The organism is Amycolatopsis sp. A1MSW2902 (assembly GCF_017312175.1).
GTDB classification, from domain to species: domain Bacteria; phylum Actinomycetota; class Actinomycetes; order Mycobacteriales; family Pseudonocardiaceae; genus Amycolatopsis; species Amycolatopsis nivea.
In genome coordinates this window covers 99,958-125,904 of sequence record NZ_QJPO01000001.1, presented here as the reverse complement: position 1 = coordinate 125,904, position 25,947 = coordinate 99,958, and the positions used below count along the sequence as shown (strand labels likewise).

Genomic DNA, 25,947 nt, shown 5'->3' with positions numbered 1-25,947 from the left:
CGGCGATTTTTCTCCGGCCTGGTCAGGCGACCGTCCCGGACGGGCATGGACTACCGTGACGTCCGTGTCCACCGGCCGCGACAACGACGACGAGCGGATCACCGCGCTGGCCCTCGCCGCCGGCCGCGGCGACCGGGCCGCATTGGAAGCCTGGGTCCGCGCGACGCAAGCCGACGCGTGGCGGTTCCTGGCCCACCGCGCCAGCCCGGCCGAAGCGGACGACCTCACCCAGGAAACGTACCTGCGCGCGTTCGGCTCGCTGCCGAGGTTCGCGGGCCGGTCGTCGTCGAGGACGTGGCTGCTGTCCATCGCCCGCCGGGTCGTCGTGGACCGCATCCGCGCGCGCTCGGTCCGCCCCCGCGAATCCACGACCGCCGACTGGCAGCGCGCAGCCGAAGAACAGTCCGCCCGGACGCGCACGGCGGGCTTCGAAGACCTGATCGAACTGGGCCTGCTCCTGGACACTCTCGACGAGGACCGCCGAGAAGCCCTGGTGCTGACCCAGTTCCTGGGCCTGTCGTACGCGGAGGCGGCCGAGGTGTGCGGCTGCCCGGTCGGCACGGTGCGTTCCCGGGTGTCCCGCGCCCGCGACGATCTGCTGCGCGCCCAGGAGGAGAACGACACCGCGATGTGACGCGGGGTCCGTTTCTTCGTCAGGTTGCGCGGTTGTCGGCTGGGACGAGGTCGTTCGGCGGCGAGGCGGTCCGCTTGGTGGACAGGGTGCTGTTCGCGCCAGGTGACCGGCAGGTTGGCTGGACGGTTGGCTTCGTCGGGCGGCGGCTGCTCGCTCGACGGCGATCGTCCGGGGTGAGTGGTGATGGGTTGCCGGGCTGGTGATTCACTCCCTTCCAGAGCCAGAGCCAGAGCCAGAGCCAGAGCCAGAGCCAGAGCCAGAGCCAGAGCCAGAGCCAGAGCCAGAGCCAGAGCCAGAGCCAGAGCCAGAGCCAGAGCCAGAGCCAGAGCCAGAGCCAGAGCCAGAGCCAGAGCCGTCGTCGGTCCGGCGGGCCGTTGTGCCGTCGTGCCGCGCGACGTGGATCATGACGTGATCTACGTCGCGGGAACTCGCCGCCGTCTCCTCGCGACCACTCTGGTGTGCGCACTATTCCGACCCCGCGCCGGCGGGGTTTGCTTGCCGCGGCAGGGGTTGCCGCGGTGGCCGTCATGGTGGTGGTCGCCGCGGCGGGCGATGTCTATGCCGCTCTCGGCAACCCGGCTCCTGGTCCGGTCACGTCCTTGGGCACCTCCTTGCTCCGGTTGGTCGCTGACGCGGCCGGGGTGGTCTGCGTCGGCGGGTTGGTGTTCGCGGCGTTTCTGAGCCCGCCGGGCGAAGCGGGCCGGCTCTCCCCGGACGGTTACGCGGCGACCCGCACCGCAGCGGCTGCTGCGGGCGTTTGGGCGCTCGCAGCCGCGATGCTGGTGCCGTTCGACGCCGCCGACGCATCAGGGCGGCCGGTTTCCGAGGCGTTGCATCTGGCGAAACTGGCCGTCCTCGTTGACGCCATGGAGGAACCCAAGGCGTGGCTCTGCGTCCTCGCGGTAGCCGCCGTGGTGGCGATCGGCGTTTGGCGCACGTTGACCTGGCGAACCACGGTGCTGTGGCTCGGCCTTGCCCTCGTCGGGTTGCTGCCGAGGGCGATCGCCGGACACGTCTCCATCGGCGCATGGCACGACCTGGCCACGAATGCCTTGGTGTGGCACGTGATCGCGGCGGCGTTGTGGACCGGTGCGCTGGTTGCGCTGCTGGTCCACCGTGGCGCAGGCGCGGCACGAGAAATCGCGCTCCGCCGGTATCGACGGCTGGCGACGTGTTGTCTCGTCGTGCTCGCCGCATCCGGAATCGTCGACGGTCTGGCGCTTGCCCGTCCGGCTGGATTATTTACTGGGTATGGCTTTCTCCTCGGGGTGAAGGTCGTGATCACGATGGTGTTGGCGGTGCTGATCGCCGTCACGCGCCGCCGTTGGCGTGGCGGCACAGCGGCTCTCGTGGCGGAGGTCGTGGTGCTGGCCGGGGCGATCGGCGTCTCGGCCGGGTTAGCGCATCTGGTGCCGCCGGCGTTCGTGAACGATCCGGCGACAGTCGGGGAGACCGTGCTCGGGTACGACTTGCCTGATCCTCCTTCGTTCGCTCGGCTCTTCCTCGATTGGCGTCCGGACTTGCTCCTCGGTGTCGTTGCTGTGCTTGCGGTCGCGGGCTACGCAGTCGGGGCACGGCGTCTCCGCAATCGCGGCGACGACTGGCCTCGCGGCCGGTTCTGGGCGTGGACGTGCGGCTGGGCGACGGTGCTGATCGCGACGTCGTCCGGTCTGGGCACGTACTCGTCCGGAACCTTCAGCCTGCACATGGTCATCCACATGACGCTGGCCATGCTCGCCCCGGTGCTGCTCGTGCTCGGCGGACCGGTGACCCTCGCGCTGCGTGCCTTGCCGGTGGCGGGCAAAGGACCGGACGGTCCGCGCGAGTGGCTCGTGGCGCTGCTGCACTCGCGGTTCACGCGCCTGGTCGCGCACCCGCTGGTGGCGTCGGTGGTGTTCGTCGGCTCGTACTACGCGCTGTACTTCTCGGGTCTGTTCGGCGAGGCGATGCGCTACCACTGGGCGCACCAGCTGATGAACCTCCATTTCCTTGTGTCCGGCTACGTTTTCTTCTGGCTGGTGATCGGCATCGACCGTCCGCCGCGTTCGATGCCGCATCTCGCGCGGCTCGGCATGATGTTCGCGGTGATGCCGTTCCACGCGTTCTTCGGCGTGATCTTGATGAACAAGCAGACCGTGATCGCCGAGACGTTCTACCGCTACCTCTCCCTGCCGTGGATGCTTGACCTCCTTTCGGATCAACGTCTCGGCGGCGGAATCGCCTGGGCCACTGGGGAAATCCCGATGATCGTGGTCGTCGTGGCGCTGCTGGTGCAGTGGGGCCGCCACGACGACCGCGAAGCCGCCCGGCTGGACCGCCGCTTCGACCAAGGCGACGACGACGATTTCGCCGCCTACAACGCGATGCTCGCCAACCTGGCGGCCAGAAGGCAGTAACCGAGGCCCGATGCCCGCCGGTGCGGATCAGGGTCGGCCGCCCCTGAGTTCCACACGACCGGCATCGGTCCGTCGGCCGCTGAATCCGGCCGCCCGCAGATCTCGTGCCCGCGTTGCCGCTCGCGGCGAAGATCTCGTTGCACCGAGCCGATTCCGCCGCTAGACCACCGCAGTCACCACCTTGTCCAAGGCTCCGCCTTTGACGTCGTCGACGAGAACTTTCAGCTGTGCCAAGCTCATCTGCACTCGCTGCCCGAAGTCGTCGGTCAGCACGACGCGACGCTCTGGCGGGGCGGCGTCGTCGAGGAACAGCTCCGGGCAGCCGCAGTCGCAGTTGCCGCAGAACGTGGTCACGTGCTGAAGGTTTCCTGCTGAGCCAAGGGTTTCGGACATTTTCGCTCCTGTCTGATCGGGTTGGGTCGGGCACTGCCACCATCCGGATAGTCGTCGGGGAGAGCCGAAAGGTTCCCAAGTCACCCGAAGGAGTGGCGGCGGAAAAACAGGCGTACGATGGAAATCGGTCCGCCTTCCCCGGCCCGGCACTGCCACCGACTTCGTGCCCGTCCTGGAATCCGGAGAACCATGTCTACGCAGACCGCCGCCCCCGCGGCGACCCCGACCCGTCAACTCGATCTCGCCGTCGGCGGGATGACCTGTGCCGCCTGTGCGGCGCGCGTCGAGCGATCCCTTGGCAAACTCGACGGCGTCCGCGCCACGGTGAACTACGCGACCGAACGCGCGACTGTCCACTATCCGCCTGACCTCGACCCCGCTTCGCTGGTCGCGACGATCGAACGCGCGGGCTACACCGCGGCTGTCCGCGGCGAAGCGACCCCGGAAAACCGCGACGCGCGGGTCCGCGACCTGCGCCGCCGGCTGATCGTGGCGGCGGTGCTGGCCGTCCCGCTCGGCAACCTTTCGATCACGCTCGCGCTCGTGCCGTCGCTGCGATTCCCGTTGTGGGAGCTGGTGTGCCTGCTGCTCGCGACCCCGGTCGTGTTCTGGTCGGCGGCACCGTTCCACCGGGCCGCGCTGCGCAATCTGCGGCACCGGTCGTCCAGTATGGACACGCTCGTTTCCTTGGGCATGCTGGCGTCCTACCTGTGGTCGGCGGCTTCGGTGCTGATCGGATCGGGCAGTGAGGCGGGCTACTGGATCGGGTTCGGCGCGACCGCGCCGGGCGCGGATTCGGTGTACCTCGACGTCGCGGCCGGAGTGACCACGTTCTTGCTCGCCGGCCGGTACTTCGAGGCGCGGTCCCGGCGTGGTGCGGCGGACCTGCTCGGCGCGCTGGACGCGCTGGCGGCGAAGGACGTGCGGATTCTGCGCGCGGACGGTGAAGAGCTGGTCGGAATCGGCGAACTGGCGGTAGGTGACCGGTTCGTGGTGCGACCGGGGGAGAAGATCGCCGCGGACGGAACCGTCGACAGCGGTCTGTCCACAGTGGATGTCAGCGCTATCACGGGCGAACCCGTTCCGGCGGAGGTCGGGCCGGGAAACCGGGTGATCGGCGGGAGCATCAACCTGAACGGCCGGCTGGTGGTGCGTGCGGAGGCCGTGGGAGCGCGATCGCAGCTGGCGCAGATGAGTGCGCTCGCCGAGCGCGCGCAGGAGCGGAAGGCGGCGGTGCAACGGCTGGCCGACCGGGTGTGCGCGGTCTTCGTCCCGGTGGTGTCGGCGTTGGCGGTGCTCACCCTCGCGGGGTGGTTGCTCACAGGGAATCCGGTGAGGGACGCGTTCGGCGCGGCGGTGTCCGTGCTGATCATCGCGTGCCCGTGCGCGTTGGGGCTCGCGACGCCGACCGCGCTGATGGTCGGCGTCGGGCGGGGTGCCCAGCTCGGGATCCTCGTGAAGGGGCCGGATGCGCTCGAGGCGAGCCGGACGGTCGACACCGTCGTGCTGGACAAGACCGGCACCGTGACGCAGGGGCGAATGACTCTCGCCGAGACCCGGGCGTTCGGATCGTTCTCGCCGACGGAGGTGCTTCATCTCGCGGCTGCGGTTGAAGCGTCGTCTGAACATCCGATTGCTGCGGCGATTGTCGCTGCTGGGCCGGCGGTGCTTCCGGCTGGCGAGTTCGAGGCTCTGCCTGGGCTGGGCGCGCGCGGCGTGGTTGAGGGAATGGCGGTGGTCGTCGGGCGGCCGAGGTTGCTGGCGGACGAAGGGATTTCGGTCGATCCCGAGGTCGAGGCCGCGGTGGCGTCGGCGGAGGCTGGCGGGGCGACGGTGGTGCTCGTGTCGGCGGCTGGCGAGGTCGCGGGCATGCTCGCTGTGCGGGACGAGGTGAAGCCTTCGGCGCGGGCGGCGGTCGCGCAATTGCATCGGCTGGGGTTGAAAACAGTGCTGCTGACCGGCGACAACGAGGTGACGGCCCAGGCGGTCGCCGCGGAGGTCGGGATTCCCGAGGTGCTCGCCGGAGTCTTGCCGAGCGAGAAGGCGGCGGCGGTGTCTGCGTTGCAGGACAAGGGGCATCGGGTGGCGATGGTCGGCGACGGGGTGAACGACGCTCCCGCGCTGGCGACCGCTGATCTCGGGCTGGCAGTCGCCGAGGGGACCGATCTCGCCTTGCGGTCAGCCGACATCATCCTCGTCCGCGACGACCTGTCGGTGCTGCCCGACGCGATCCGTCTCGCGCAACGGACGTTGCGCACCATTCGAGGGAATCTCGTCTGGGCGTTCGGGTACAACGTGGCCGCGCTGCCGCTCGCCGCGTGCGGACTGCTGAACCCGCTGATCGCGGGGGCGGCGATGTCGCTGTCGTCGGTGCTGGTGGTGGCCAACAGCCTGCGGTTGCGGAACTTCGCGCCGGGCCGCTGAGCCCGGGGTGGGCGGGATCACCCTGGCCGACGCTCACTCGATTAGGTTAGGTTTGCCTAATCAGTCGGCGACGGAGGGTGAGGTGCGCGGTGACGCGGGACGCGGGAGCCGGGATCGAAGGGCGGATCGCGCTGGTGACCGGCGGTGCGCGCGGGATCGGGGCGGCCGTCGTGGAGGCGCTCGCCCGGGCCGGTGCCGTGGTGGCCGCGGTGGACATCGACGAGGAGGGGTTGCGGGAGGTCGCGGCGCGGGACTACGGCGCGGGGCTGGGCCGGGTGGACGTCCGAGGTGCTTCGGACGCCGGTGCCAGTGAAGATGCTGCGCGGGGTTCTGTTGCGGTGGAAGCGTCCGGGGTGCGTGCTGGCGAGCGACTTTCTGGGGGTGTTCCGGCGGGGACTCTCGCGGATGACGACGTCGCCGGGGGCTCGGCACCGGTGGGTGCTGACGACGCACGGCCTTCCGGGGTTGCGACTGAAGAGGATTTGTCGAGCGGTGCAGTGCCGACTCCTGCTGATGGGGCAGCGGAGGCGGTCGGTGCGCTGGTAGCCGACGGCGTCGATGCGGCGCGGGCTCACGCGGCTGGCGAGGCCGGGCAGTCGGTTGACGTCCAGCCGTCCGTCTGCGGGCGGGTGGTGCCGTTCGTGGCGGACGTCGGGGATCCGGCGGCGGTCGCGCGGGTCGTGGCGAACGTCGAGCGGGAGTTGGGGCCGATCGGGATCGGGGTGTCGGTCGCGGGGGTGCTGCGGCCCGGGTCGGTGGGGGAGACCAGCGACGAGGACTGGGCGGCGACCTTCGCGGTCAACTCGACCGGGGTTTTCACTGTGCTGCGCGAGATCTCCCGGCGGATGCAGCCGCGGGGGAGCGGGGTGCTGGTCACCGTCGGGTCGAACGCGGCCGGTGTCCCGCGGACCGGGATGGCTGCGTACGCGGCTTCGAAGGCCGCGGCGACCATGCTCACCCGCTGTCTGGGGCTGGAGCTCGCCGGGTCGGGGATCCGGTGCAACATCGTCTCGCCGGGGTCGACTGACACCGACATGCAACGTCTACTGTGGACGGACGACTCCGGCGAACACCGGGTTATCGCAGGGAATCCGGAGCAGTTCCGCGTCGGGATTCCGCTCGGGCGGATCGCCGATCCCGCCGACATCGCGGACGCGGTGCTGTTCCTCGCGTCCGACCGGGCCCGGCACATCACCATGCAGAACCTTTACGTCGACGGCGGGGCCACGCTTCGCGCGTGACCCGAGTCGACCCGCCGGGCGGCTTTTCCTTTTCGTCCGGATACGTTACTGTCCATTAGGTTAGGCTAACCGAACAGTCAAGGTCCGGACCTTGTGCGAGGAACGGACGGGGCGGCTCGGCCGCCTGCGCGTGTGCGAAAGGGAATTCACCTCGTGTCCTCACCTGCTCCGGCCCGTCCGCGGCCGGTCCACCGGGCGGCGGATCTCCTGGCCGCGTACCTGCCGGGGTCGTTCTACTACTCGTCGGCCCGCGGGGTGCTGCTCGCCGACGGGGTGCACTCGCACGTCCGCGGCACGACGGGCAACCGGGCCGCGGCGGCTGCCGAGGCGTTGGAAGCCGCGGTGCTGGCAGGGGTCGCGAATCCGGTCGTGGTGGGGGCGATCGGGTTCCGGCCGGACTCCGGGAGCAGCTTGATCGTGCCCGCGGTGGTGCGGCGGGCCGAGCTGCCCGGCGACGGCGGCCTGCGAATGGGGGAAAGTTCGCAGGTCGTGGGCGATCCGGCGGAGTCCGGCGGGAACGCGGGTGAGTGTTCGCGGGCGGCCGAGTTCGGCGGGGATGCGAGTGGGCGTTCGCGTGCGGCGGGGAACGTGGCGGAGTTTGGCGGGGATGCGGGCGGCCGTTCGCGTGCGGCGGGCAACGTGGTGGGGTCAGGCGGGAACGCAGGCGGGCATTCGCAGGTGGCGAGCCGTGCGGTGGAGCCTGGCGGGAACCAGAGTGCGGCCGTCGCCGGATCCCGTAGCGGTTCAGGCGTCGACGGCATCGATGCCACCACCTCCTGGACCGTGATCCCGCAGCCGGCGCCCGAGGTTTATGCCGAAAGCGTCCGTCGGGCGGTCGATCTCATCGGTGACGGGGAACTTCGCAAGGTCGTCCTCGCCCGTGCGCTGGATCTCGTGGGCGGGCAAGGGGTATCCGTGCGAAAACTCCTCCGTAACCTCGTCGTGGCGGATCCTGCGGCGCATGCCTTTGCTGTCGACGTCAGTGCGCCTGGGGATCCGGCGCCGCGGACGCTCGTCGGGGCCAGTCCGGAGTTGCTGGTGTCTCGCAAGGGGAACGTCGTGACCGCGAATCCGCTTGCCGGGTCGCGGCGGCGGACGGGGGATCCGGCGCAGGACGCGCAGGCAATCGCGGACCTGCGAGTGTCCGAAAAGGACCTCAATGAGCATGCCCTCGTCGCCGCGCAGGTCGCGGAGGTGTTGGGGCGCTACTGCACTGAGCTGGACGTTCCGGGAGAGCCGGAAGTGATTGGCACACCTACGATGTGGCACCTTTCGACCCGGATCACCGGGCGCGTGGGGGCGGATGGGCCGTCGTCGTTGGAGTTGGCTGAGGCGTTGCATCCGACGCCTGCGGTGTGCGGGGTGCCGGTCGATCTGGCGCGCGACACGATTGCGCGGCTCGAGCCGGAGGATCGCGGGTACTACGCGGGGCTGGTCGGGTGGACCGATCTCGCGGGGGACGGCGAATGGGTCGTCACGATCCGGTGTGCCGAGGTGTCCGACAAGACCGCGCGGTTGTTCGCGGGGGCGGGGGTCGTCGCCGGGTCTGATCCGGCGGCGGAATTGGCGGAGACCAGTGCGAAGTTCGGGACGCTGCTGCGTGCGCTCGGTGCGGAGGGGGTCGCGTGAGTTTGTGGCTGGAAGCCGCGGCGAGCGGATGTCGGCGAGGCAGGACGTTGCTGGGTGCGGAGGAGACCGCGGCGCGGTATCGGGCGAGTAGGTGTCAGCGAGGGCTGACGCTGCTGGGTGCGGAGGAAGTCGCGTGAGTTTGTGGCGGGAAGCTGCGGCAAGCGGGTGTCGACGAGACCGGACGTTGCTGAGCGCGGAGGGCGACGCATGAGCTTCTGGCCAGAGGAAACCGCAGCGCAGTACCGGGCCAGTGGCTACTGGCGGGGACAAACATTCGGAGCCTTGCTCACCTCGCTCAAGGAGGCGTACGCGGACCGCACGGCGGTGGTCGGCGAAGGGCAGCGCTGGACGTTCGCCGAGGTGGACGAGCGGGCTCATCGGTTGGCTGCCGGGTTCGTCGCGAGCGGAATCGGGCAGGGCGATCGGGTCGTCGTGCAGTTGCCGAATATTCCGGAGTTCGTGTCGGTCGTCTTCGGGTTGTGGCGCGCCGGGGCGGTGCCGGTGTTCGCGTTGCCCGCGCATCGGGACAGCGAGTTGCGGCACTTCGCCCAGCAGAGCGACGCGAAAGCGATCCTTACCGCCGGCGAGCATGCTGGGCATGATCACGCGAAGATGGCGCGGGAAGTCGCGCAGCAGCGGAAAGTCTTCGTCGTCGGGGAACCGGAATTCGCGGCGTTGGCGGAGACCTCGCCGCGGGAGTTGCCGGAGCCGGATTCGGAGGGGATGGCGTTTCTGCAGCTGTCCGGTGGCAGCACTGGGTTGCCCAAGCTGATTCCGCGGACGCACGACGATTACTTGTACAGCGTGCGGGAGAGTGCGCGGATTTGCGGGCTCAAGAAGGAGAGCGTGTATCTCGCGGCGTTGCCTGTCGCGCATAATTTTCCGCTCAGTTCGCCTGGGTTGCTCGGTGCGCTGCATGCGGGGGCGGCCACGGTGATGGCGCCGCGGCCGGACGCTGACACCGCGTTCCGGCTGATTGAGGCTGAGGGCGTCACGATCAGCGGGGTCGTTCCGCCGTTGGCGGCGGCTTGGGTGCAGGCGGCGGCGCGGACGGAGCGGAATCTGTCCTCTTTGGACGTTCTGCTGGTCGGCGGGGCCAAGTGCGGCCGGGAACTCGCGGAACGCATCGGTCCGGCGCTGGGATGCCGGCTGCAGCAGGTGTTCGGGATGGCGGAGGGGCTCGTTTGCTACACCCGGCTGGACGATCCGGCGGACCTCGTGCTCAGCACCCAGGGGCGGCCGATTTCGCCGGACGACGAGGTGCGGGTCGTGAATCCGGACGATCCGCTGGCGAAGTCGGACGATCTTGTCGAGCCGGGCGAAATCGGTGCGTTGCTTACGCGCGGGCCGTACACGATTAGCGGGTACTACAACGCCGCTGAGCACAACAAGACCGCGTTTACCGAGGACGGGTTTTACCGCACCGGCGATTTGGTGCGGCAAAAGGAATCCGGGCACCTCGAGGTCGTGGGGCGGGCGAAGGAGCAGATCAATCGCGGCGGCGAAAAAGTCGCGGCGGAAGAGGTCGAGAACCATCTGATGGCGCATCCGGGTGTGCTCGACGCCGCCGTCGTCGCGGTGCCGGACGAGTATCTCGGCGAGCGGACCTGTGCGTACGTCGTTCCGGCGGACGGGGAGCAGCCCAGCGCGGCGGAACTGCGCCGGTTCGTGCGCGGGCGCGGGGTGGCCGCGTTCAAGGTGCCGGATCTGGTGGAGGTGGTCGGGGAGTTCCCGGTCACCGGCGTGGGCAAGACCAGCAAACGCGAACTGCGGGCGGCGCTGGCCGCCCTGGCGAAGGAGAGGTGAAGCGTGTCCCTGCCGAGAATCCGGGCGTACCCGCTGCCGACGGCGGCGGACCTGCCCGCGGGGCGGGTCGGGTGGCGGCCCGACCCGGCGCGGGCGGCTTTGCTCGTGCACGACGTCCAGCGGTATTTCCTTGCCCCGTACGAGGGTTCGCCGATTCCGGAGATGGTGGCGAACATCGCGGAGCTCGCCGAGAAGGCGCGGAGCTACGGCATGCCGGTGTTCTACACCGCGCAGCCGGGCAAGCAGCCCGCCGCTGATCGGGGGCTGCTCACCGAGTTCTGGGGCGACGGCATCGGCGCGGTGATCGACGACGACCCGCGCGCGGCGGACATCGTCGACGAGCTGGCTCCGCGGCCGGGCGACACCGTGCTGGACAAATGGCGCTACAGCGCGTTCCAGCGCAGCACGTTCCGCGAGCAGCTCGGCGACCGCGACCAGTTGCTGATCACCGGCGTGTACGCGCACATCGGCTGCCAAACCACGGCGGTCGAGGCGTTCATGCGCGACGTCCGGCCGTTCCTGATCAGCGACGCGGTCGCGGACTTCGACCGCTCCCGGCACGACCAGGCGTGCGAGTACGTCGCGCAACGCTGCGGCGTCGTCACCACCACCGCCGACGCGCTCGCCGCGCTGTCGGCGCCGATTCCCGCAGGAGCACCTCGATGAGCACCCCCGGACTGACTGCCGAGCAGGTCAACGCCGACGTCGCCGAACTGCTCGGCTGCGGCCTCGACGAGCTGACCCCGGACACCGATCTCGCCGACCTCGGCCTCGACTCGATGCGGATCATGAGCCTGGTCGAGAAGTGGCGCGGCGCGGGCGCTCCCCAGCTGGAGTTCGCCGACCTCGCCGAAGACCCGCGGCTCGGGCACTGGACGAAGCTGCTCACCGGCGGCTCGCAGTGAGCCGGGATACGCACCGGCACCGCCACACAGCCCGGATCGCGGAGGTCCGCGCGGGGCGGCAGGCCGAGAAAGTGCCGTACCCCATCCGGATCCGGCGCGCGGAGGTCGTGCGGACCAGCGCGGTCGGCGCGGGACTGCTGCGCGTCACCCTCGGCGGGCCGGGCACGGCCGGGTTCGAGGCGCATTCGCCGGACGAGCACGTGAAGATCCTCTTCCCGGACGCCGACGGCGAGCTGCGGCTGCCCGAGGCGAACGGCGACATGCTCCGCTGGCCGAAGCCGTCGCCGGTCTCGCGCGAGTACACCGTCCGCCGCTACGACCCGGCGTCCGGCGAGCTGGACCTCGACGTCGCCCTGCACGACGGCGGTCTCGGCTCGGACTGGGCGCGCGCGGTGCGGCCGGGCGAGACCGTGCACGTCGCCGGTCCGCCGGGCGGGCTGATCGTGCCGCACAACTACGACCGCTACCTGCTCGCCGGCGACATCACGGCGCTGCCCGCCCTCGCGCGCTGGCTGGAGGAACTGCCGCGGACCGCTGCGGGCTGGGCGTTCGCCGAGGTCGCCGACGCGAGCGAGGAGATCGACCTCGACGCGCCGGACGGCGTCGAAGTCCATTGGCTGCACCGCGGAACCGCCGCACCGGGCAGCGTCGAGCTGCTCGCCGACGCCGTGCGCGAAGTCAAAGTGCCGGAAGGCGAACGGCTTTACGCGTGGATCGCCGGGGAAGCGGGCGCGATCAAGCCGCTGCGCCGCTGGCTGCGCGACGACCTCGGGCTCGCCCGCGAGGACTACGACGTGACCGGCTACTGGAAACGCGGCGTCGCGGACTTCGACGACGAGCACGACCACTGATTCATCAGCAACAGCAAGGACCCTCGCATGACCGTCACCAGAAAGACCCGTCTCGCCGCCGCTGCCCTCGCGGTCGCCCTCACCGTCGTCGCGGGCTGCGGCTCCGGCGACGCGCAGAGCAGCAGCGGGAGCGACGCCCCGACCCGCGTGTTCGCCGCTGACAACGGCGAGATCAAGATCCCGGTCAAGCCCAAGCGGGTGATCGCGACCGGTTACGCGGTTCCGGCGCTGCTCGAGGCGAAGGCGCCGCTCGTCGGGATTTCGACGTGGAAGCGCGGCCTGCCGATGATGACGACCGAGGACCGCAAGAAGTACGACGAGCTGCCGAAGGTCGCGGGCGAGCAGGCCGCCGAGACGAATTACGAGGCGATCGCGCAGGCCGATCCGGACCTGATCGTGATCGGCGTGCCGAAGCCGGTGCTCGCGGACATCGACGTCAAGCGGCTGCAGGAGATCGCGCCGGTCGTGGCGATCGGCCCGTCGGTGCCGTCGGCGTGGCGGGAGCTTTCGCGCAAGCAGTCCGACGCGGCCGGCGCGCTGGCCGGGTTCGACGCCGCGCGCCAGGAGTACGAGGCGAAGGCGAAGCAGCTCGCGGACAAGTACAAAGCCGTGCTGCCGCAGTTGAAACTGGGGCACGTCGGCGCGTACGGCGAGGTCGCGAAGGGCAACTTCCAGCGCGAGTTCAAGGATTCCTGGGGCACCAACGTCGCGCAGGACATCGGCGCGAACTACTTCGGCCAGGTGAAGGTCAAGGGCGGCGGTTCGAAGGACGTCAGCGAGTACCCGTCGATCGAGGAGCTGCCGACCGCGTTCGCGCAGGCGGACGCGATCACCTACTCGGTGAAGCCGGACGGCTCGGTGCCGCCCGCGGTCAAGTACGTCCTCGATTCGCCGCTGTGGAAGGAACTTCCCGCGGTGAAGGCGGGCAAGACATTCGCCTTCCGCTATACCGAAGCGGCCACCTACCGGGCGGCGATGAAGACGCTGGACGCGGTGGACCAGGCGTTCGCGCCGCTGCTGAAGAAGTGACCGCGCGCAGCCGGACCGCGCTGCTGGCCGCCGCCGTCGTCCTGCTGGCGGCGGTGGCCGTGGTCAGCGTGGGCGTCGGCGCGCACGGCATCGCGCCGGCGGAGGTGCTCCAGGCCATCTTCGGGCACGGCGATCCGGCGGATCAGGCGGTGGTGCGCGACGTCCGCGCGCCGCGTGCGCTGCTGGCGGTCGGGGTCGGCGCGGCGCTGGCGGTGGCCGGGGTGCTCGTCCAAGTGCTGTCGCGCAACCCGCTCGCCGAACCTGGCGTGCTCGGCGTGACGGCCGGGGCCGGGTTCGCCATCACGATCGGTTCCGCGCTCGGCATCGCCGTTTCCGCCTCGGGGGAGCTGCTGTTCGCGGTGCTCGGCGCGGTGCTGGCGACGCTGCTGGTCTACGCGGTCGGCCGGCGGTCGCCGTTGCGGATGGTGCTGACCGGCACCGCGCTGACGTTCGTGCTCAGCGGCGTTTCGCTCGGGCTGCGGTTGCTGCTGCCGGACACTTTCGACCGGTACCGGTTCTGGGCGGTTGGTTCGCTGGCTGGACGGGAACAGGCTCCGCTGACGGTTCCGTTGATCGTCATCGCGGTGAGCGTGGTCGCCGCGTTTCTGTTGAGCCGCCAGCTGAATGCGCTCGCGCTGGGCGACACCGTCGCGCACACTCTCGGCGCGCGCGTGGCCCGGATACGTGCGGTGACGCTGTTGTTGATCACCCTGCTGGCGGGGGCGGCGACAGCGGTGGCCGGGCCGATTCTGTTCGTCGGCCTGATCGTGCCGCATCTCGCGCGCCGAGCAGCGGGTGCGTCGGTGCCGTGGCTGACCGCGTTCGCGGTGGTGCTGGGCCCGATTCCGCTGCTGGTCTCGGACATCGGCTCGCGCGTGCTGCTGCCGACCGGCGAGGTGCCGGTCGCGATCGTGACGGCGTTCGTCGGCGGTCCGGTGCTGATCTGGGCGGTCCGCAAGTACGGGACGGCCGCGTTATGACCGCGTTCGTGTTCCGCCGAGGGCGGATTTCGTTGCGGGTCGAGCGTCGCACGGTCGTTCTCGTCGCCGTGCTCGGCGTCGTTCTCGCCGGGCTCGCATTGCTGGGGCTTTGCTACGGCGCGGCCTGGGCGAGTCCGGCGCGGGTGTTCGCCGCGCTCGGCGGGTCCGGCGGCGGACCGGGCGTGGTGATCCGCGAATGGCGGTTGCCGCGCGTGGCGGCCGGGCTGGTGTTCGGGGCCGCGCTCGGGCTGGCCGGGGCGATTTTCCAGAACGTCACCCGGAATCCGCTCGGCAGCCCCGACGTGATCGGTCTCGACTCCGGTGCTTACACCGGCGCGTTGATCGCGATGACCGTGCTGTCCGGGTCGTCGACGCAGCTGACGTTCGCGTCGGTGGTCGGCGGGCTGATCACCGCGGCCGCGGTCTATCTGCTGTCGATGGGCGGCAGCCGGTCCGGGTTGCGGCTGATCGTCATCGGGATCGCGATCAACGCGATGCTGACCGCGTTGAACTCGTGGATCGTGCTGCGCGCCGACCTCGAAGTGGCGATCGCCGCGGTCGGCTGGAGCGCCGGTTCGCTCAACGGCATCGGCTGGAGCGACGTCGCGGTGCCGTTCGGGGTGCTGGCCGTGCTGTTCGCGGTGCTGCTGACCCGCGCGCCCGCGCTGCACCAGGCGGCGCTCGGCACGGAACTCGCGGTGACGACCGGCGTCCGGCACGAATCCCTGCGGCTGCAGTTGGTCGTGATCGGTGTCGCCTGCACGGCGACGGTCACCGCGGTGGCCGGGCCGATCGCGTTCGTCGCGCTCGCCGCGCCGCAGATCGGCCGCCGTCTCGCCCGCGCGCCCGGCATTCCGCTGCTGCCCGCGGCACTGACCGGTGCGCTGCTGCTTGCCGGTGCCGACCTCGTCGCGCAGATGCTGCTCGCCCCGGTCTCGCTGCCGGTCGGCGTGGTCAGCACGGCGATCGGCGGCTGCTACCTGATCTGGCTGCTCACCAAGGAGGTGCGGCGGAAGTGACCGCCCGCTTGACCGCGCGGGACCTCACCCTGCGCTACGGCGACCGCGTCGTGTCGACGCGGTTGCGGCTCGACGTGCCCGACCGCGCGTTCACCGCGGTGGTCGGCCCGAACGCGTGCGGCAAATCGACATTGCTGCGCGCGTTCGTCCGGCTGCTCCGCCCGTCCGACGGCGGCGTCACCTTCGACGGCCGCGAGGTCGGGGCGTATCCGGCCAAGGCCTTGGCGCAGGAACTCGGCTTCCTGCCGCAGGATCCGTCCGCGCCGGAGGACGTCCGCGTCCGGCAGCTGGTCGCGCGCGGGCGGTTCCCGCACCAGTCGCTGCTGTCGTCGTGGTCCGAGGAGGACGAGACCGCGGTGGTCGGCGCGATGACCGCGGCCGGCGTCGCCGGGCTGGCCGACCGTCCGGTGCAGGAGCTGTCCGGCGGGCAGCGGCAGCGCGTGTGGATCGCGGTCGTGCTCGCGCAGCGCACGCCGTACCTGCTGCTCGACGAACCGACGTCGTTCCTCGACATCGCGCACCAGTATCAAGTGCTGGAGCTGCTGAAGCGGCTGCGCGACGAGGGCCGCACGGTGATCGCGGTGCTGCACGACATCAACCAGGCCTGCCGGTACGCCGACCACGTCGTCGCCATGCGCGACGGCCGGGTCGTGGCCGAGGGCGAGCCCGGCGAGGTCGTGGACGCCGCGCTGATCAAGGAAGTTTTCGACCTGCCGAGCGTCGTGGTGCCCGATCCGGTCACCGGCACGCCGATGGTCGTGCCGTCGCTCTGACCCCGGGAGTCACCAGTTGAGCACCGCACTCGCCGCTCTCGAGCTGACCAGCGCCCAGCTGGGCATCTGGAACGCGCAGCGGCTGGAACCGGATTCGCCGTACTACGTCGTGGGCGACGTCGTGGAAATCTCCGGCGCGCCGGTCGACCTCGCGGCGCTGGCCGAGGCGATCCGGGCGACCGCCGAGGAGGCCGAAAGCCTGCGGCTGCGGGTGCACGACACCCCGGACGGGCCGCGGCAAACCGTGTCCGCCGAGCCGGTGCCGTTGCCGGAAGTCGTTGATCTGCAAGGGGAACCGGATCCGCTCGCCGCGGCGCACGCGCGGGTCACGGCGGAGCGGCGGCGGGTGGCGGAGGCGTGCCGCGGGATGCTGGACCGGGCGTTGTTCTCGCACGTGATCCTCCGGCTTTCCGACACCGAAGTGTGGTTCACCCAGCTCGGCCACCACCTGGTGTTCGACGGCTACACCGCGGCGATGCTCGCCCGCCGCACCGCTGCCCGGTACACCGCGGCGGTGCGGGGCGAAGAGACGCCGCCGTCCACGTTCGGCCGGTTCGCGGATCTCGTCGAAGCCGACCGCGAGTACCGGATGAGCGAACGGTTCGCGAAGGACCGCGCGTACTGGTGCGATCGGTTCACGCCGATGCCGGAGCTGGCCGACGACGCGAGCGCTGCCGGGCTGCCGGAGGCCACGTTCACCGCGCGTGCCGAACTCACCGCGGACGAGGTCGCCGGGCTTGGCGAACTGGGGAAGCGCGCGGGGACGACCTGGGGCGACGCGCTGATCGCGTGCTACGCGGCGTTCCTGCACCGGGTGCTCGGAACGGCGGACGTCGTGTTCGCGGTGCCGTTGATGTGCCGGGTCGGCGCGGCGTTGCGGACCCCTGCGATGGCGGTCAACGTGCTGCCGTTGCGGGTGCGCGTGCAACCGGGCGACCGTCCGGAGGAGCTGACCGCGCGGGTCGCGCAGGCGTTGCGGGAAATGCGCGCGCACCAGCGGTACCGGGGCGAGAATCTGCCGCAGGATCTGGCGGTGCCCGGCGCGGGTGCGCTGCTGCACGGCCGCGGGATCAACCTCAAGGCGTTCGACCTGGAACTTGCGTTCGGCGAGGCGCGCGGGACGATGCGGAACGTCGCGGGCGGGCCGCCGGAGGACATGGGACTCAGCGTGCTCCCGACCGCTGGCGGCGGGCTGCTGCTGGGCTTCGAGGTCGACGCGCGTTCGCAGGACCAGGCTGGCGTCGACGCGCAGCTCACCGCGTTGAAGGCGTTGATCTCCGCGTTCACGAGTGCGGACGCGCCGGTGGTCGGCGGGGTGGACCTGGTGCCGGACGTCGACGCGTTGCTTGCCGAATGGTCGACTCCCGCGGTAACCCCGACCGGAGAAGGGTTCCTGGACGGGCTCAGCGGGCAGACCGCGCTGGTCTGCGGGGACGAGCGGCTCACCGGCGACGAGGTGCGGGACCGGGTGCACCGGCTGGCGCGGGCGTTGCGGGCGCGGGGCGTCGGAGCGGACGACGTGGTGGCGTTGGCGTTGCCGCGGTCGGTCGATCTGGTGGTGGCGCTGCTGGCGGTGCTCGACGCGGGGGCGGCGTTCCTGCCGCTGGACCTGGCGCATCCGGCGGAACGGCTGCGCTCGCTGGTCGCCGAGGTGACCCCGAAGCTCGCCGTGACGGATTCGGATCTGCTGCCGGGCGTGCCTCAGCTGCGGCTGGACGATCCGGCGGTACGGGAGGAGATCGCCGGGTACTCGGCGGTGGGGGAGCAGGTAGACCGGCATCCGGAAAGCCTCGCGTACGTCATCTTCACCTCGGGCTCCACCGGCCAGCCGAAGGGAGTGCTGGTCCGGTCCGGCGGGCTGGAGACGTTGCAGCGGAACCATCGCGCGACCACGGTGGCCGAGACCGCGCAGGGGCGGCGGCTCCGCGTGGCGCACACGTACTCCTTCGCCTTCGACTCGGCGATCGAGCAGCTGCTGTGGATGCTTTGCGGGCACGAATTACACATCTACGACACGGAAACCGCGCGCGACGTCGATGCGCTGCACGCCGCTTTTGTACGCGACCAGATCGACGTCATCGACACGACGCCGTCGATGGCGGCTCCGTTGCTCGACGCGGGGTCGCTCGACCCGGCGTTGCTGGTGCTCGGCGGCGAGGCGACGTCACCGGCGTTGTGGCAGCGGGTCGCTTCGTCCGGAATCCGCGCGCGCAACATCTACGGTCCGACTGAGGCCACTGTGGACGGTGCCAGCGCGCCGATCACCGGGGGCGAGCCGGTGATCGGGTTCGCGGTGCCCGGGACGCGGGCGTACGTGCTCGATGCCGCGCTGCGGCCGGTGCTGCCGGGCAGCCGCGGGGAGTTGTACCTGGCCGGACCGCATCTGGCGCGTGGTTATCTCGGTCGTCCGGGCGGGACGGCGGAGCGGTTCGTCGCGGATCCGTTCGGGCCGCCGGGGGAGCGGATGTACCGCACCGGCGACGTCGTGCGCTGGGTGCCGGGCCGGGGGCTGGAGTATCTGGGGCGGCACGACGACCAAGTCAAGATTCGCGGCCACCGCGTGGAATTGGGCGAGGTCGAGGGCGCGCTCGGCGCGGTTCCCGGCGTGCGGGCTGCCGCGGCTGCGGTGCGCGGACCCCGGCTGGTCGGGTATGTCGTCGGCTCAGGGCTGGTTGCGGAGGACGTTCGGGCGACGCTCGCGGAGCGGTTGCCGGAGGCGATGGTTCCGGCCGCGGTCGTGGTGCTGGACGAACTTCCGGTTACCAGCAACGGAAAACTCGACCGGGCCGCGCTGCCCGCGCCTGCGGCGGCCGAGGGCGGACGGGAACCGCGGACCGAGCGGGAACGGTTGCTGTGCGCGGCGATCGCCGAGGTGATCGGCGTGGAGCGGGTGGCGGTCGACGACGATTTCTTCGCCCTCGGCGGCGACAGCATCACCGCGATCAGCGTGAGCAGCCGGTTGCGGGCACACGGGCTGGACCTCCGGCCGCGGGATTTGCTGGCGCGGCGCAGTTTCGCGGCGTTGGCGGCGGCGAGCCGGGATCTGTCCGAACCGGACAGCGAACCGGACGAGCCGATCGGCGAGGTTCCGGCGCCGCCGATCGTGCGGACGTTGTTCGACCTGAATCCGGACCTGGACGCGATTGTCGGCTATGCACAGTGGACAGTGCTCCGGGTAGACGGCCCGGTGCCGGGGCTGCGCGAAGGCGTTCAGGCGATTCTTGACCACCACGACGTGTTGCGGCTTCGCGTCGAACCCGATGGCTCGTTGGTGATCCGGCCGCGGGGAGCCGTCGATGCGTCGGTCGCCGAGGCGACGGGGAATCCGGCTGAAGTAGCCGAACGGCTGGCGTCCGAATTGGACCCGCGCGCCGGGGCGATGCTGCGCGTCGCGCTGGTCGGGGACCAGTTGGTGATCGTCATGCATCACCTGGCGATCGACGGGGTTTCGTGGCGCATCTTGTTGCCTGATCTGCAGACGGCGTGCGAGGGCGGAGTGCTCGAACCCGTGCGCAATTCCTGGCGACGACATGCGTTGGCGCTCGCCGAACAAGGGACGAGTGGCGCGCGGCGCGGTGAACTCGACTACTGGCGGTCGACGCGGAAGAGCAAGCTCGACCCGACGCGCGACACCGTTGCCACCGCGCATCGTTCGGTCACCGTCGCCACCGAAGAGGAAAGCGCGGCGATTCTCACAACACTGCCCGCCGCCTACCGTGCGGGTGTCGACGAGGTGCTGCTCGCCGCGCTCGTGCTGACCCTGCGCGGCGACGAAGACGCGCTCACCGTCACGATGGAGGGCCACGGCCGCGAAGGGCTGGACCTCGCCCGGACCGTCGGCTGGTTTACCGCCGAATACCCGGTCCACATTGAACTGTCCGGTGTGGACACGCTCGACCGGTTGCTGCGCGCGGTCAAGGAAGCGCGGCGCGCGGTGCCGGACGGCGGGATCGGGTTCGGCATCCTGCGGTACCTGGACCCGGGGGCCGGGTTCACGCCGGAGATGCCGGACGTCCTGCTCAACTACCTCGGCCGGTTCAGTCCGCTGTCCGGCGGCTGGCAGCTGCCGGACGAGGATCCGTTCGCTGTGATCGAGCCGCCCGCCAAGGCGTTGGAGCAGGTCCTGGCGCTGAACTGCTTCGTCCGCGAGGAAGGCGTGCCGCGGATCGCCGTCGAATGGACCGCCGCGAGCCGGGTTCTGCCGCCGGAAGAGGTCGAACGCCTCCAGGACGCCTGGTCGACCGCACTGGCCGCGTTGGCGGCGCACGCGCGGGAGAACACCGGCGGGCTCACTCCGTCGGACCTTCCGCTCGTCACGCTCACCCAGCACGACATCGACGCGCTCGAACAGCAGGGCCCGGTCGCCGACGTCCTGCCCGCGACGCCCCTGCAGGCCGGACTGTCGTTCCACACGCTGACGCGGGGCGGACCCGACGTCTACACCGTGCAAGCGGTGACCCACCTCGAAGGGCAGCTTGCTCCGGAACGGATGCGAGCCGCCGCCGAGGAGCTGCTGCGACGGCATCCGGCGCTGCGCGTCCACCTGCACACGACGGCGGCGGGCGAGGTCGTGCAGGTCGTGCCTGCTGACGTGCACCTGGACTGGCGGCACGTCGAGCACCCGGAGAGCGCCGAGGACGAATGCGCGGCCGAGCTGGCCCGGCCGTTCGACCCGGCGGTACCGCCGCTGATCCGGTTCCTGCTCATCACCCTCGGCCCGGCCGAACACCGGCTGGTGCTGACGATCCATCACGCGCTCCTCGACGGCTGGTCGATGCCGCTCGTCGGCCGCGCCCTGCTGGCCACTTACGCCGAACTCGACGGCGGGCCGGCCGCTCCGGTCGCGCCGCCGCTCGCCGAGTACCACCGGGTGCTGGCCGCCCGCGATCATGACGCGGCGGTCGAGGCGTGGCAGACCGCGTTGGCTGGTTTGGAAGAAGGAACGCGGCTCGCCCCGGCGACCGCGGAGTCCGCTTCGGACCGTCCACAACGGATCTGGGTCGGGCTCGGCACCGAGTTCAGCGAACGGCTGCGCGGCTTCGCGCGGGAACGCGGCGTGACGCCGACGGCGGTGTTCCAGACGGCGTGGGGCGTGCTTCTGGCGCGGCTCACCGGACGCCAGGACGTGGTGTTCGGCTGCCCGGTGTCCGGTCGTCCGTCCGACGTTCCGGGCGTGGAAGCGATGATCGGCCAGCTCGGCACGACCATCCCGGTGCGCGTGGCGTTCGCCCCGTCCGATCCGGCGTCGGCGGTGCTGACGCGGGTGCAGGACGAGAACGCGCGGCTCACCGACCACCATCACCTCGGGCTGCCGGACATCCAGCGCGCGGCGGGCGTCGGCGATCTGTTCGACACGATGCTGGTCATGGAGAACTTCCCGCTCTCCAGCCGGGAACGCGAACCGCTCGCGCCCGGGCTCGACCTCGCCGGCGTCGACATCACCGACGCGACGCACTATCCGCTGACCGTGATCGTGCTGCCCGGCGACGAGATCTCGATCGGCCTCGGCTACCAGCCGCATGCCTTCGACGAGCCGACCGTGCAGGCCTACGGCCGCTGGCTGACGACGCTGCTGCACGAGCTCGTGGCCGACCCGCAGCAACCGGTCGCGCGGCTGCGTTCCCTTGACACGGAAGAGGAAGCGGCTCTCCTTCGGCAAGGAACCGGACCCGAGCCGAGGCGGGAAGCCGGTACCTGTCTGGAGGAATTCGCCCGCTGGGTCCGGGAAACTCCAGACGCCGAAGCCGTCGTGTGCCGAGACCGCCGCCTGACTTACGCGGAACTGGACCGGAAGGCGAATCAGCTCGCGCACGCGTTGCGCGCCGCCGGGGTCCGTGAACAGGACCCGGTCGCGGTGCTGCTGGAACGCGACATAGACCTGGTGGTTGCGCTGTTCGGCGTGCTCAAGGCCGGTGCGGTGCACGTGCCGATGGACCCGACGTACCCCGCGGAACGCCTGGCACATCTGGTGAAAGACAGCGCGCCCGCAGCGGTGGTGTCTACTTCGGATCCCGGCTTCGGCATCCCGATGATCGATCCGGGGGTCCTCAATGGACCGTCTACTTGGGACGACGTCGTTCCGTCGCCGGACTCGCTGGCGTACGTGATCTACACGTCCGGCACCACCGGAAAGCCGAAGGGCGTCGCGGTCAACCATCGCGGCATTCCGAGCCTCGTCGCGCTGCAGGAGGACATCGTCGGCATCCGGCACGGCGAGCGGTACCTGCACTTCGCGTCCACGAGTTTCGACGTGTCGTACTGGCAGTTCTTCCTGCCGTTGCTGTCCGGCGGCACTTCGGTGATCGCGCCGGAGGAGGTCCGCGGGTCCGGCGACGACCTGCTCGCCTACGCCGTCGAACACCGCGTGACCGGGCTGAACCTGCTGCCGTCGTTCCTGTCCGCGATGCCGGACGACGCGACGGTGGACCCAGAGGTGTTCTTCGTGGTCGGTGCCGAACGGCTCGACCCGGAGCTGGCGCACCGCTGGGGCGACCGGCGCGCGCTGTTCAACGCCTACGGTCCGACCGAGGTCACCATCAACTCCGTGACCTGGGTGTACTCCGCCGACGACCCGGGTCCGCTGCCGATCGGAAGGCCGGACCCGCAGGTGCGGGCGTATGTGCTGGACGCGGGGCTGCGGCCGGTCGGGACCGGCGTCACCGGCGAGCTGTACCTCGCCGGGCCGAAGCTCGCCCGCGGCTACGTGAACCGGCCGGGACAGACCGCCGAAAGGTTCGTCGCCGACCCGTTCGGCGCGCCCGGCGACCGGATGTACCGCACCGGCGACCTCGTGCGCTGGCGGCCGGACGGGCAGCTGGTGTTCCTCGGCCGCGCCGACCACCAGGTCAAACTGCGCGGCTTCCGGATCGAACCGGGCGAGATCGAATCGGCGCTGGCACGGCATCCGGACGTGCGCGCCGCGGTCGTGCTCGTCCGCGAGGACCGGCCGGGGGACCGGCGGCTGGTCGGCTATGTCGTGCCGGTCGACGGCGCGGACCCGGATCCCGCCGCGCTGCGCGAGTACCTGGCCGCCGAACTGCCCGCGCACATGGTGCCGTCGGCGGTGCTCTCGCTGGAGCGGCTGCCGCTCGGGCCCAGCGGCAAGCTCGACCGGGCAGCGCTGCCCGCGCCCGGTCCGCGGAATGTCGCCGCGGCGCGGCAACCGGCGACGGAAGCGGAAACCGCGTTGCTGCACGTGGTTCGGGAGCTGCTCGGCCCGGACGTCACGATCGACGACGGATTCCTCGACGCCGGCGGCGACAGCATCGCGTCGCTCCGGCTGGTCGCGCGTGCTCGCCGCGAGGGCCTGCACCTGACCGCGCGAGACGTCTTCGAGGGCGGCACGATCGCCGGGATCGCGGCGCGGTGCAGCGAGAAAACCGTGGTGGTCTCACCGGATCTCACACCTGCGGTCGGGGACGCGCCGCTGACGCCCATCATGCGTCAGCTGCTGGAACGCGCTGGCTCGGACGCCGACAGCTTCTGCCAGTGGGTCGAAGTGTGCGTGCCGTCCGGCGGCGACGTGCCGAAGTGGCGGGCGGCGCTCGACGCGGTCCTCGAACGACACGACGTGCTGCGGTCGCACTTGGCCGGCGACGTATTGCGCGTTCCGGAACCAGGCACAGTGACCGGGGCGGACGTACTGATGGTGGTCCCGGCTGGTGAGAACGCGGATCTGCGGGCGCTGCTGGACGAAGAGATCGCGGCTGTCCGGTCCGCGATGGATCCGCGAACCGGGCCGATGCTGCGGGCGGTCTGGGTGGACGCCGGTCCGTCGCGGCCGGGGCGGCTCGCGCTGGTCGCGCACCATCTCGTGGTGGACGCGGTGTCGTGGCGGATCCTTCTCGACGACCTCGAACAGGCGTATCTCGGCCGCCAGCTCCCGGATCGCGGACCGTCGTTCCTCGGCTGGGCACGCGCGCTCGTCGCGGCCAAACCGGCGCGGCAGGTGGAAAGCCCGCACTGGCAACGGATCGCGGCGACGGCCCGCCCGGTCAGCGGGACTGCGCGGCACCACGAGATCGAGGTGCCGGAAGAGATCACGCAGGCGGTGCTGACGACGTTGCCGGGCGCGTACCGGACCGGCCCGGACGCCGTGCTGCTCACTGCGTTCGCGCGGGCTTACCGTGCCTGGTGCGGTTCGGAGCTGCTGGTCGCTCTGGAGAGCCACGGCCGTCCGGACCACACGCCGGACTTCGCCGGGGCCGTCGATCTGTCCCGGACGGTCGGCTGGTTCACCGCGATGTACCCGGCACGGATCGCGCCGCCTGCCGGCGAGACGGCGATCGCCGCGGTCCGCGACCAGCTCCGTGCCGCGGGCGACGGGCTCGGGTGCGGGATCCTCGGCGGAACCTCGACCGGAGCGGACGTCAGCTGGAACTACCTCGGTCGGTTCGAGGCAGCGCCGCAGGTGGAGACGCCGTGGCAGCGGCCGCCGGACGCCGATCCGCTCGGCTCCGCGGGAGGGCCGCTCGGGCACGCGCTGATGGTGAACGCGATGGTGCGCGACGACCGGCTGGCGGCGCGGTTCACCTGGCCGTCCTCGGAGTTCAGCGCGGACGAGATCGCCGCGCTGGGAGCGGCGTTCCAGGCGGAACTCGCTGCGCTGGCCGCCGAGGTACCGGCCGGCGAGCTGCTGCCGTTGACGCCGCTGCAGGAGCTGATCCTGCGCGAATCGCGGGCAGCCGACGAGGATCCCTACCCGGTGCAGGCGGCGTTTTCGCTGGCCGGAGCGCTGGACCTGACCACGTTGGCGGCCGCGGCGAACGCGCTGGTGCGGCGGCATCCGAACCTGGGCGCGGTCTTCCCGGCCGGGCACGAGGTGCAGGTACTGCCTGCGGAACCGCAGGTCGGCTTCCGGGTGCGCGAGGTGTCCGGGAACGTCGAGCAGCTGCTCGCGGAAGACCTCGCCGAGCGGTTCGACCTCGCTGCGGGGCCGCTGCTGCGGGTCACCGTGCTCCGGCACGGTCCGGACCGGCACGAACTCGTGCTCACCAGCCATCACGTGCTGTCGGACGGCTGGTCGGCACCGCGGATCCTGGCCGAGTTGTTCGCCGGGTACTCCGGCGAGCCGCTGCCGGAGGCAGTGCCGGTATCGCGGTACACGCGGTGGCTCGCGGCGCGCGACCACGCGGTCAGCGGGCATGCATGGCGGACGGAACTGGCTGATCTGCCGTCGCGGAAACTCCTGACTGGGCAGCCCGCGGCGGTCGAGCCGGAACTGTTCACTGTGGACGCTGCGCTCGTCGCTTCGTTGACGCAAGCCGGTGCTCGACACGGGGTCACGGCGGGAACGTTGCTACAGGGCGCTTGGGCTGCAGTGCTCGCGGCTCGGGCCGGGGTCACCGATATTGCGTTCGGCACAATGGTTTCCGGTCGGACGTCCGAAGTGGACGGTGTCGAGGAGATCCTCGGGCTGCTCGCCAACACGGTTCCGGTGCGGGTGCGGTTCGCCGGAACCGTGGGGGAGACCCTGGTGGAAACCCAGGCCCGGCAACAGGAACTGCTCGCACACCAGCACGTCGGACTGGCCGAACTGGCTGCCTTGACCGGTCAGGACCGGTTGTTCGACAGCCTCGTCGTGTTCGAGAACTACCCGGTGGACCCGGCGAAACTGCGTGAACCGGCCCCCGGGCTGGCGATAACCGGGACCCGGTTCCGCGAGCGCACTCATTACCCGATGACGGTCACCGTCGTGCCCGAACTCGCGGGCGGCTGGTCCGGCATTTTCGGTTACCAGGCAGGGATTCTCTCGGCCGCGGAAGCCAAGTCGCTGGTCGCGGACCTGCTGCGGTTCCTCGGCGAGCTTCCGGCGCGGCTGGACGAGGACGCGGCCGAGTGGCTGCGCTGAACCTGTGGCGGACCGCG

At 70.8% G+C, this 25,947-nt stretch carries 15 protein-coding genes and 1 pseudogene; 15 read left to right on the top strand and 1 reads right to left on the bottom strand.

Going from position 1 to position 25,947, the window contains the following annotated elements; genetic code table 11:
• Positions 1 to 64 precede the first annotated feature (64 nt).
• Positions 65 to 634 carry a sigma-70 family RNA polymerase sigma factor gene (locus tag DMP23_RS00635; RefSeq protein WP_106961353.1) on the top strand — a complete coding sequence of 190 codons (570 nt, stop codon included), beginning with the start codon at positions 65 to 67 and terminating at the stop codon, positions 632 to 634.
• Positions 635 to 1,161: 527 nt separating this feature from the next.
• Entirely contained in the window at positions 1,162 to 3,030 is a 1,869-nt protein-coding gene (locus DMP23_RS00630) for a cytochrome c oxidase assembly protein (protein ID WP_337824335.1), read from the top strand.
• 159 nt (positions 3,031 to 3,189) lie between these two features.
• Here DMP23_RS00630 and DMP23_RS00625 read toward each other — a convergent pair whose 3' ends face one another.
• Positions 3,190 to 3,423: a hypothetical protein gene (locus DMP23_RS00625; RefSeq protein ID WP_134731933.1), complete on the bottom strand. Its 234-nt coding sequence runs from the start codon at positions 3,421 to 3,423 to the stop codon at positions 3,190 to 3,192.
• 189 nt (positions 3,424 to 3,612) lie between these two features.
• Here DMP23_RS00625 and DMP23_RS00620 point away from each other — a divergent pair, with 189 nt between their 5' ends.
• The 13 genes and pseudogenes from DMP23_RS00620 (at position 3,613) to DMP23_RS00560 (ending at position 25,930) form a co-directional block, all read left to right on the top strand.
• On the top strand, positions 3,613 to 5,847 hold the full coding sequence (locus DMP23_RS00620) for a heavy metal translocating P-type ATPase (RefSeq protein WP_337819800.1): 2,235 nt from the start codon (positions 3,613 to 3,615) through the stop codon (positions 5,845 to 5,847).
• Positions 5,848 to 5,924: 77 nt separating this feature from the next.
• A pseudogene (locus tag DMP23_RS00615) lies at positions 5,925 to 6,083 on the top strand (SDR family NAD(P)-dependent oxidoreductase); the annotation flags it as partial.
• 246 nt (positions 6,084 to 6,329) lie between these two features.
• On the top strand, positions 6,330 to 7,088 hold the full coding sequence (locus DMP23_RS00610) for a 2,3-dihydro-2,3-dihydroxybenzoate dehydrogenase (RefSeq protein ID WP_370318214.1): 759 nt from the start codon (positions 6,330 to 6,332) through the stop codon (positions 7,086 to 7,088).
• A 153-nt stretch (positions 7,089 to 7,241) separates the two neighbouring features.
• Positions 7,242 to 8,717: an isochorismate synthase gene (locus DMP23_RS00605; protein WP_337819799.1), complete on the top strand. Its 1,476-nt coding sequence runs from the start codon at positions 7,242 to 7,244 to the stop codon at positions 8,715 to 8,717.
• 207 nt (positions 8,718 to 8,924) lie between these two features.
• Positions 8,925 to 10,523 (top strand): (2,3-dihydroxybenzoyl)adenylate synthase, encoded by a 1,599-nt coding sequence (locus DMP23_RS00600; protein WP_337819798.1) that lies wholly within the window; start codon positions 8,925 to 8,927, stop codon positions 10,521 to 10,523.
• A gap of 3 nt (positions 10,524 to 10,526) precedes the next feature.
• Entirely contained in the window at positions 10,527 to 11,189 is a 663-nt protein-coding gene (locus DMP23_RS00595) for an isochorismatase family protein (protein WP_037819834.1), read from the top strand.
• A complete protein-coding gene (locus tag DMP23_RS00590; RefSeq protein WP_043833360.1) occupies positions 11,186 to 11,428 on the top strand; it encodes a phosphopantetheine-binding protein in 243 nt (80 codons plus the stop codon). The genes DMP23_RS00595 and DMP23_RS00590 overlap by 4 nt, the downstream gene beginning before the upstream one ends.
• Entirely contained in the window at positions 11,425 to 12,279 is an 855-nt protein-coding gene (locus DMP23_RS00585; RefSeq protein ID WP_134666576.1) for a siderophore-interacting protein, read from the top strand. Before DMP23_RS00590 ends, DMP23_RS00585 begins: the two co-directional genes overlap by 4 nt.
• 27 nt (positions 12,280 to 12,306) lie before the next feature.
• Positions 12,307 to 13,308 carry an ABC transporter substrate-binding protein gene (locus DMP23_RS00580; protein WP_037819826.1) on the top strand — a complete coding sequence of 334 codons (1,002 nt, stop codon included), beginning with the start codon at positions 12,307 to 12,309 and terminating at the stop codon, positions 13,306 to 13,308.
• Entirely contained in the window at positions 13,305 to 14,288 is a 984-nt protein-coding gene (locus DMP23_RS00575; RefSeq protein WP_337819797.1) for a FecCD family ABC transporter permease, read from the top strand. The genes DMP23_RS00580 and DMP23_RS00575 overlap by 4 nt, the downstream gene beginning before the upstream one ends.
• Positions 14,285 to 15,307, top strand: a complete 1,023-nt coding sequence (locus DMP23_RS00570; protein WP_051729771.1) for a FecCD family ABC transporter permease — start codon at positions 14,285 to 14,287, stop codon at positions 15,305 to 15,307. The genes DMP23_RS00575 and DMP23_RS00570 overlap by 4 nt, the downstream gene beginning before the upstream one ends.
• Complete coding sequence (locus DMP23_RS00565; protein WP_134731923.1) at positions 15,304 to 16,080, top strand: ABC transporter ATP-binding protein; 777 nt, start codon at positions 15,304 to 15,306, stop codon at positions 16,078 to 16,080. The genes DMP23_RS00570 and DMP23_RS00565 overlap by 4 nt, the downstream gene beginning before the upstream one ends.
• Before the next feature lie 16 nt (positions 16,081 to 16,096).
• Positions 16,097 to 25,930: an amino acid adenylation domain-containing protein gene (locus DMP23_RS00560; RefSeq protein WP_337819796.1), complete on the top strand. Its 9,834-nt coding sequence runs from the start codon at positions 16,097 to 16,099 to the stop codon at positions 25,928 to 25,930.
• The last annotated feature ends 17 nt before the right edge of the window (positions 25,931 to 25,947 follow it).

Bases quoted from the DNA above. Each gene is read 5' to 3' on its own strand.
- DMP23_RS00630 (WP_337824335.1), top strand. From the start codon at position 1,162: ATGGTGGTGGTCGCCGCGGCGGGCGATGTCTATGCCGCTCTCGGCAAC.
- DMP23_RS00625 (WP_134731933.1), bottom strand. From the start codon at position 3,423: ATGTCCGAAACCCTTGGCTCAGCAGGAAACCTTCAGCACGTGACCACG.
- DMP23_RS00620 (WP_337819800.1), top strand. From the start codon at position 3,613: ATGTCTACGCAGACCGCCGCCCCCGCGGCGACCCCGACCCGTCAACTC.
- DMP23_RS00600 (WP_337819798.1), top strand. From the start codon at position 8,925: ATGAGCTTCTGGCCAGAGGAAACCGCAGCGCAGTACCGGGCCAGTGGC.
- DMP23_RS00590 (WP_043833360.1), top strand. From the start codon at position 11,186: ATGAGCACCCCCGGACTGACTGCCGAGCAGGTCAACGCCGACGTCGCC.
- DMP23_RS00580 (WP_037819826.1), top strand. From the start codon at position 12,307: ATGACCGTCACCAGAAAGACCCGTCTCGCCGCCGCTGCCCTCGCGGTC.
- DMP23_RS00570 (WP_051729771.1), top strand. From the start codon at position 14,285: ATGACCGCGTTCGTGTTCCGCCGAGGGCGGATTTCGTTGCGGGTCGAG.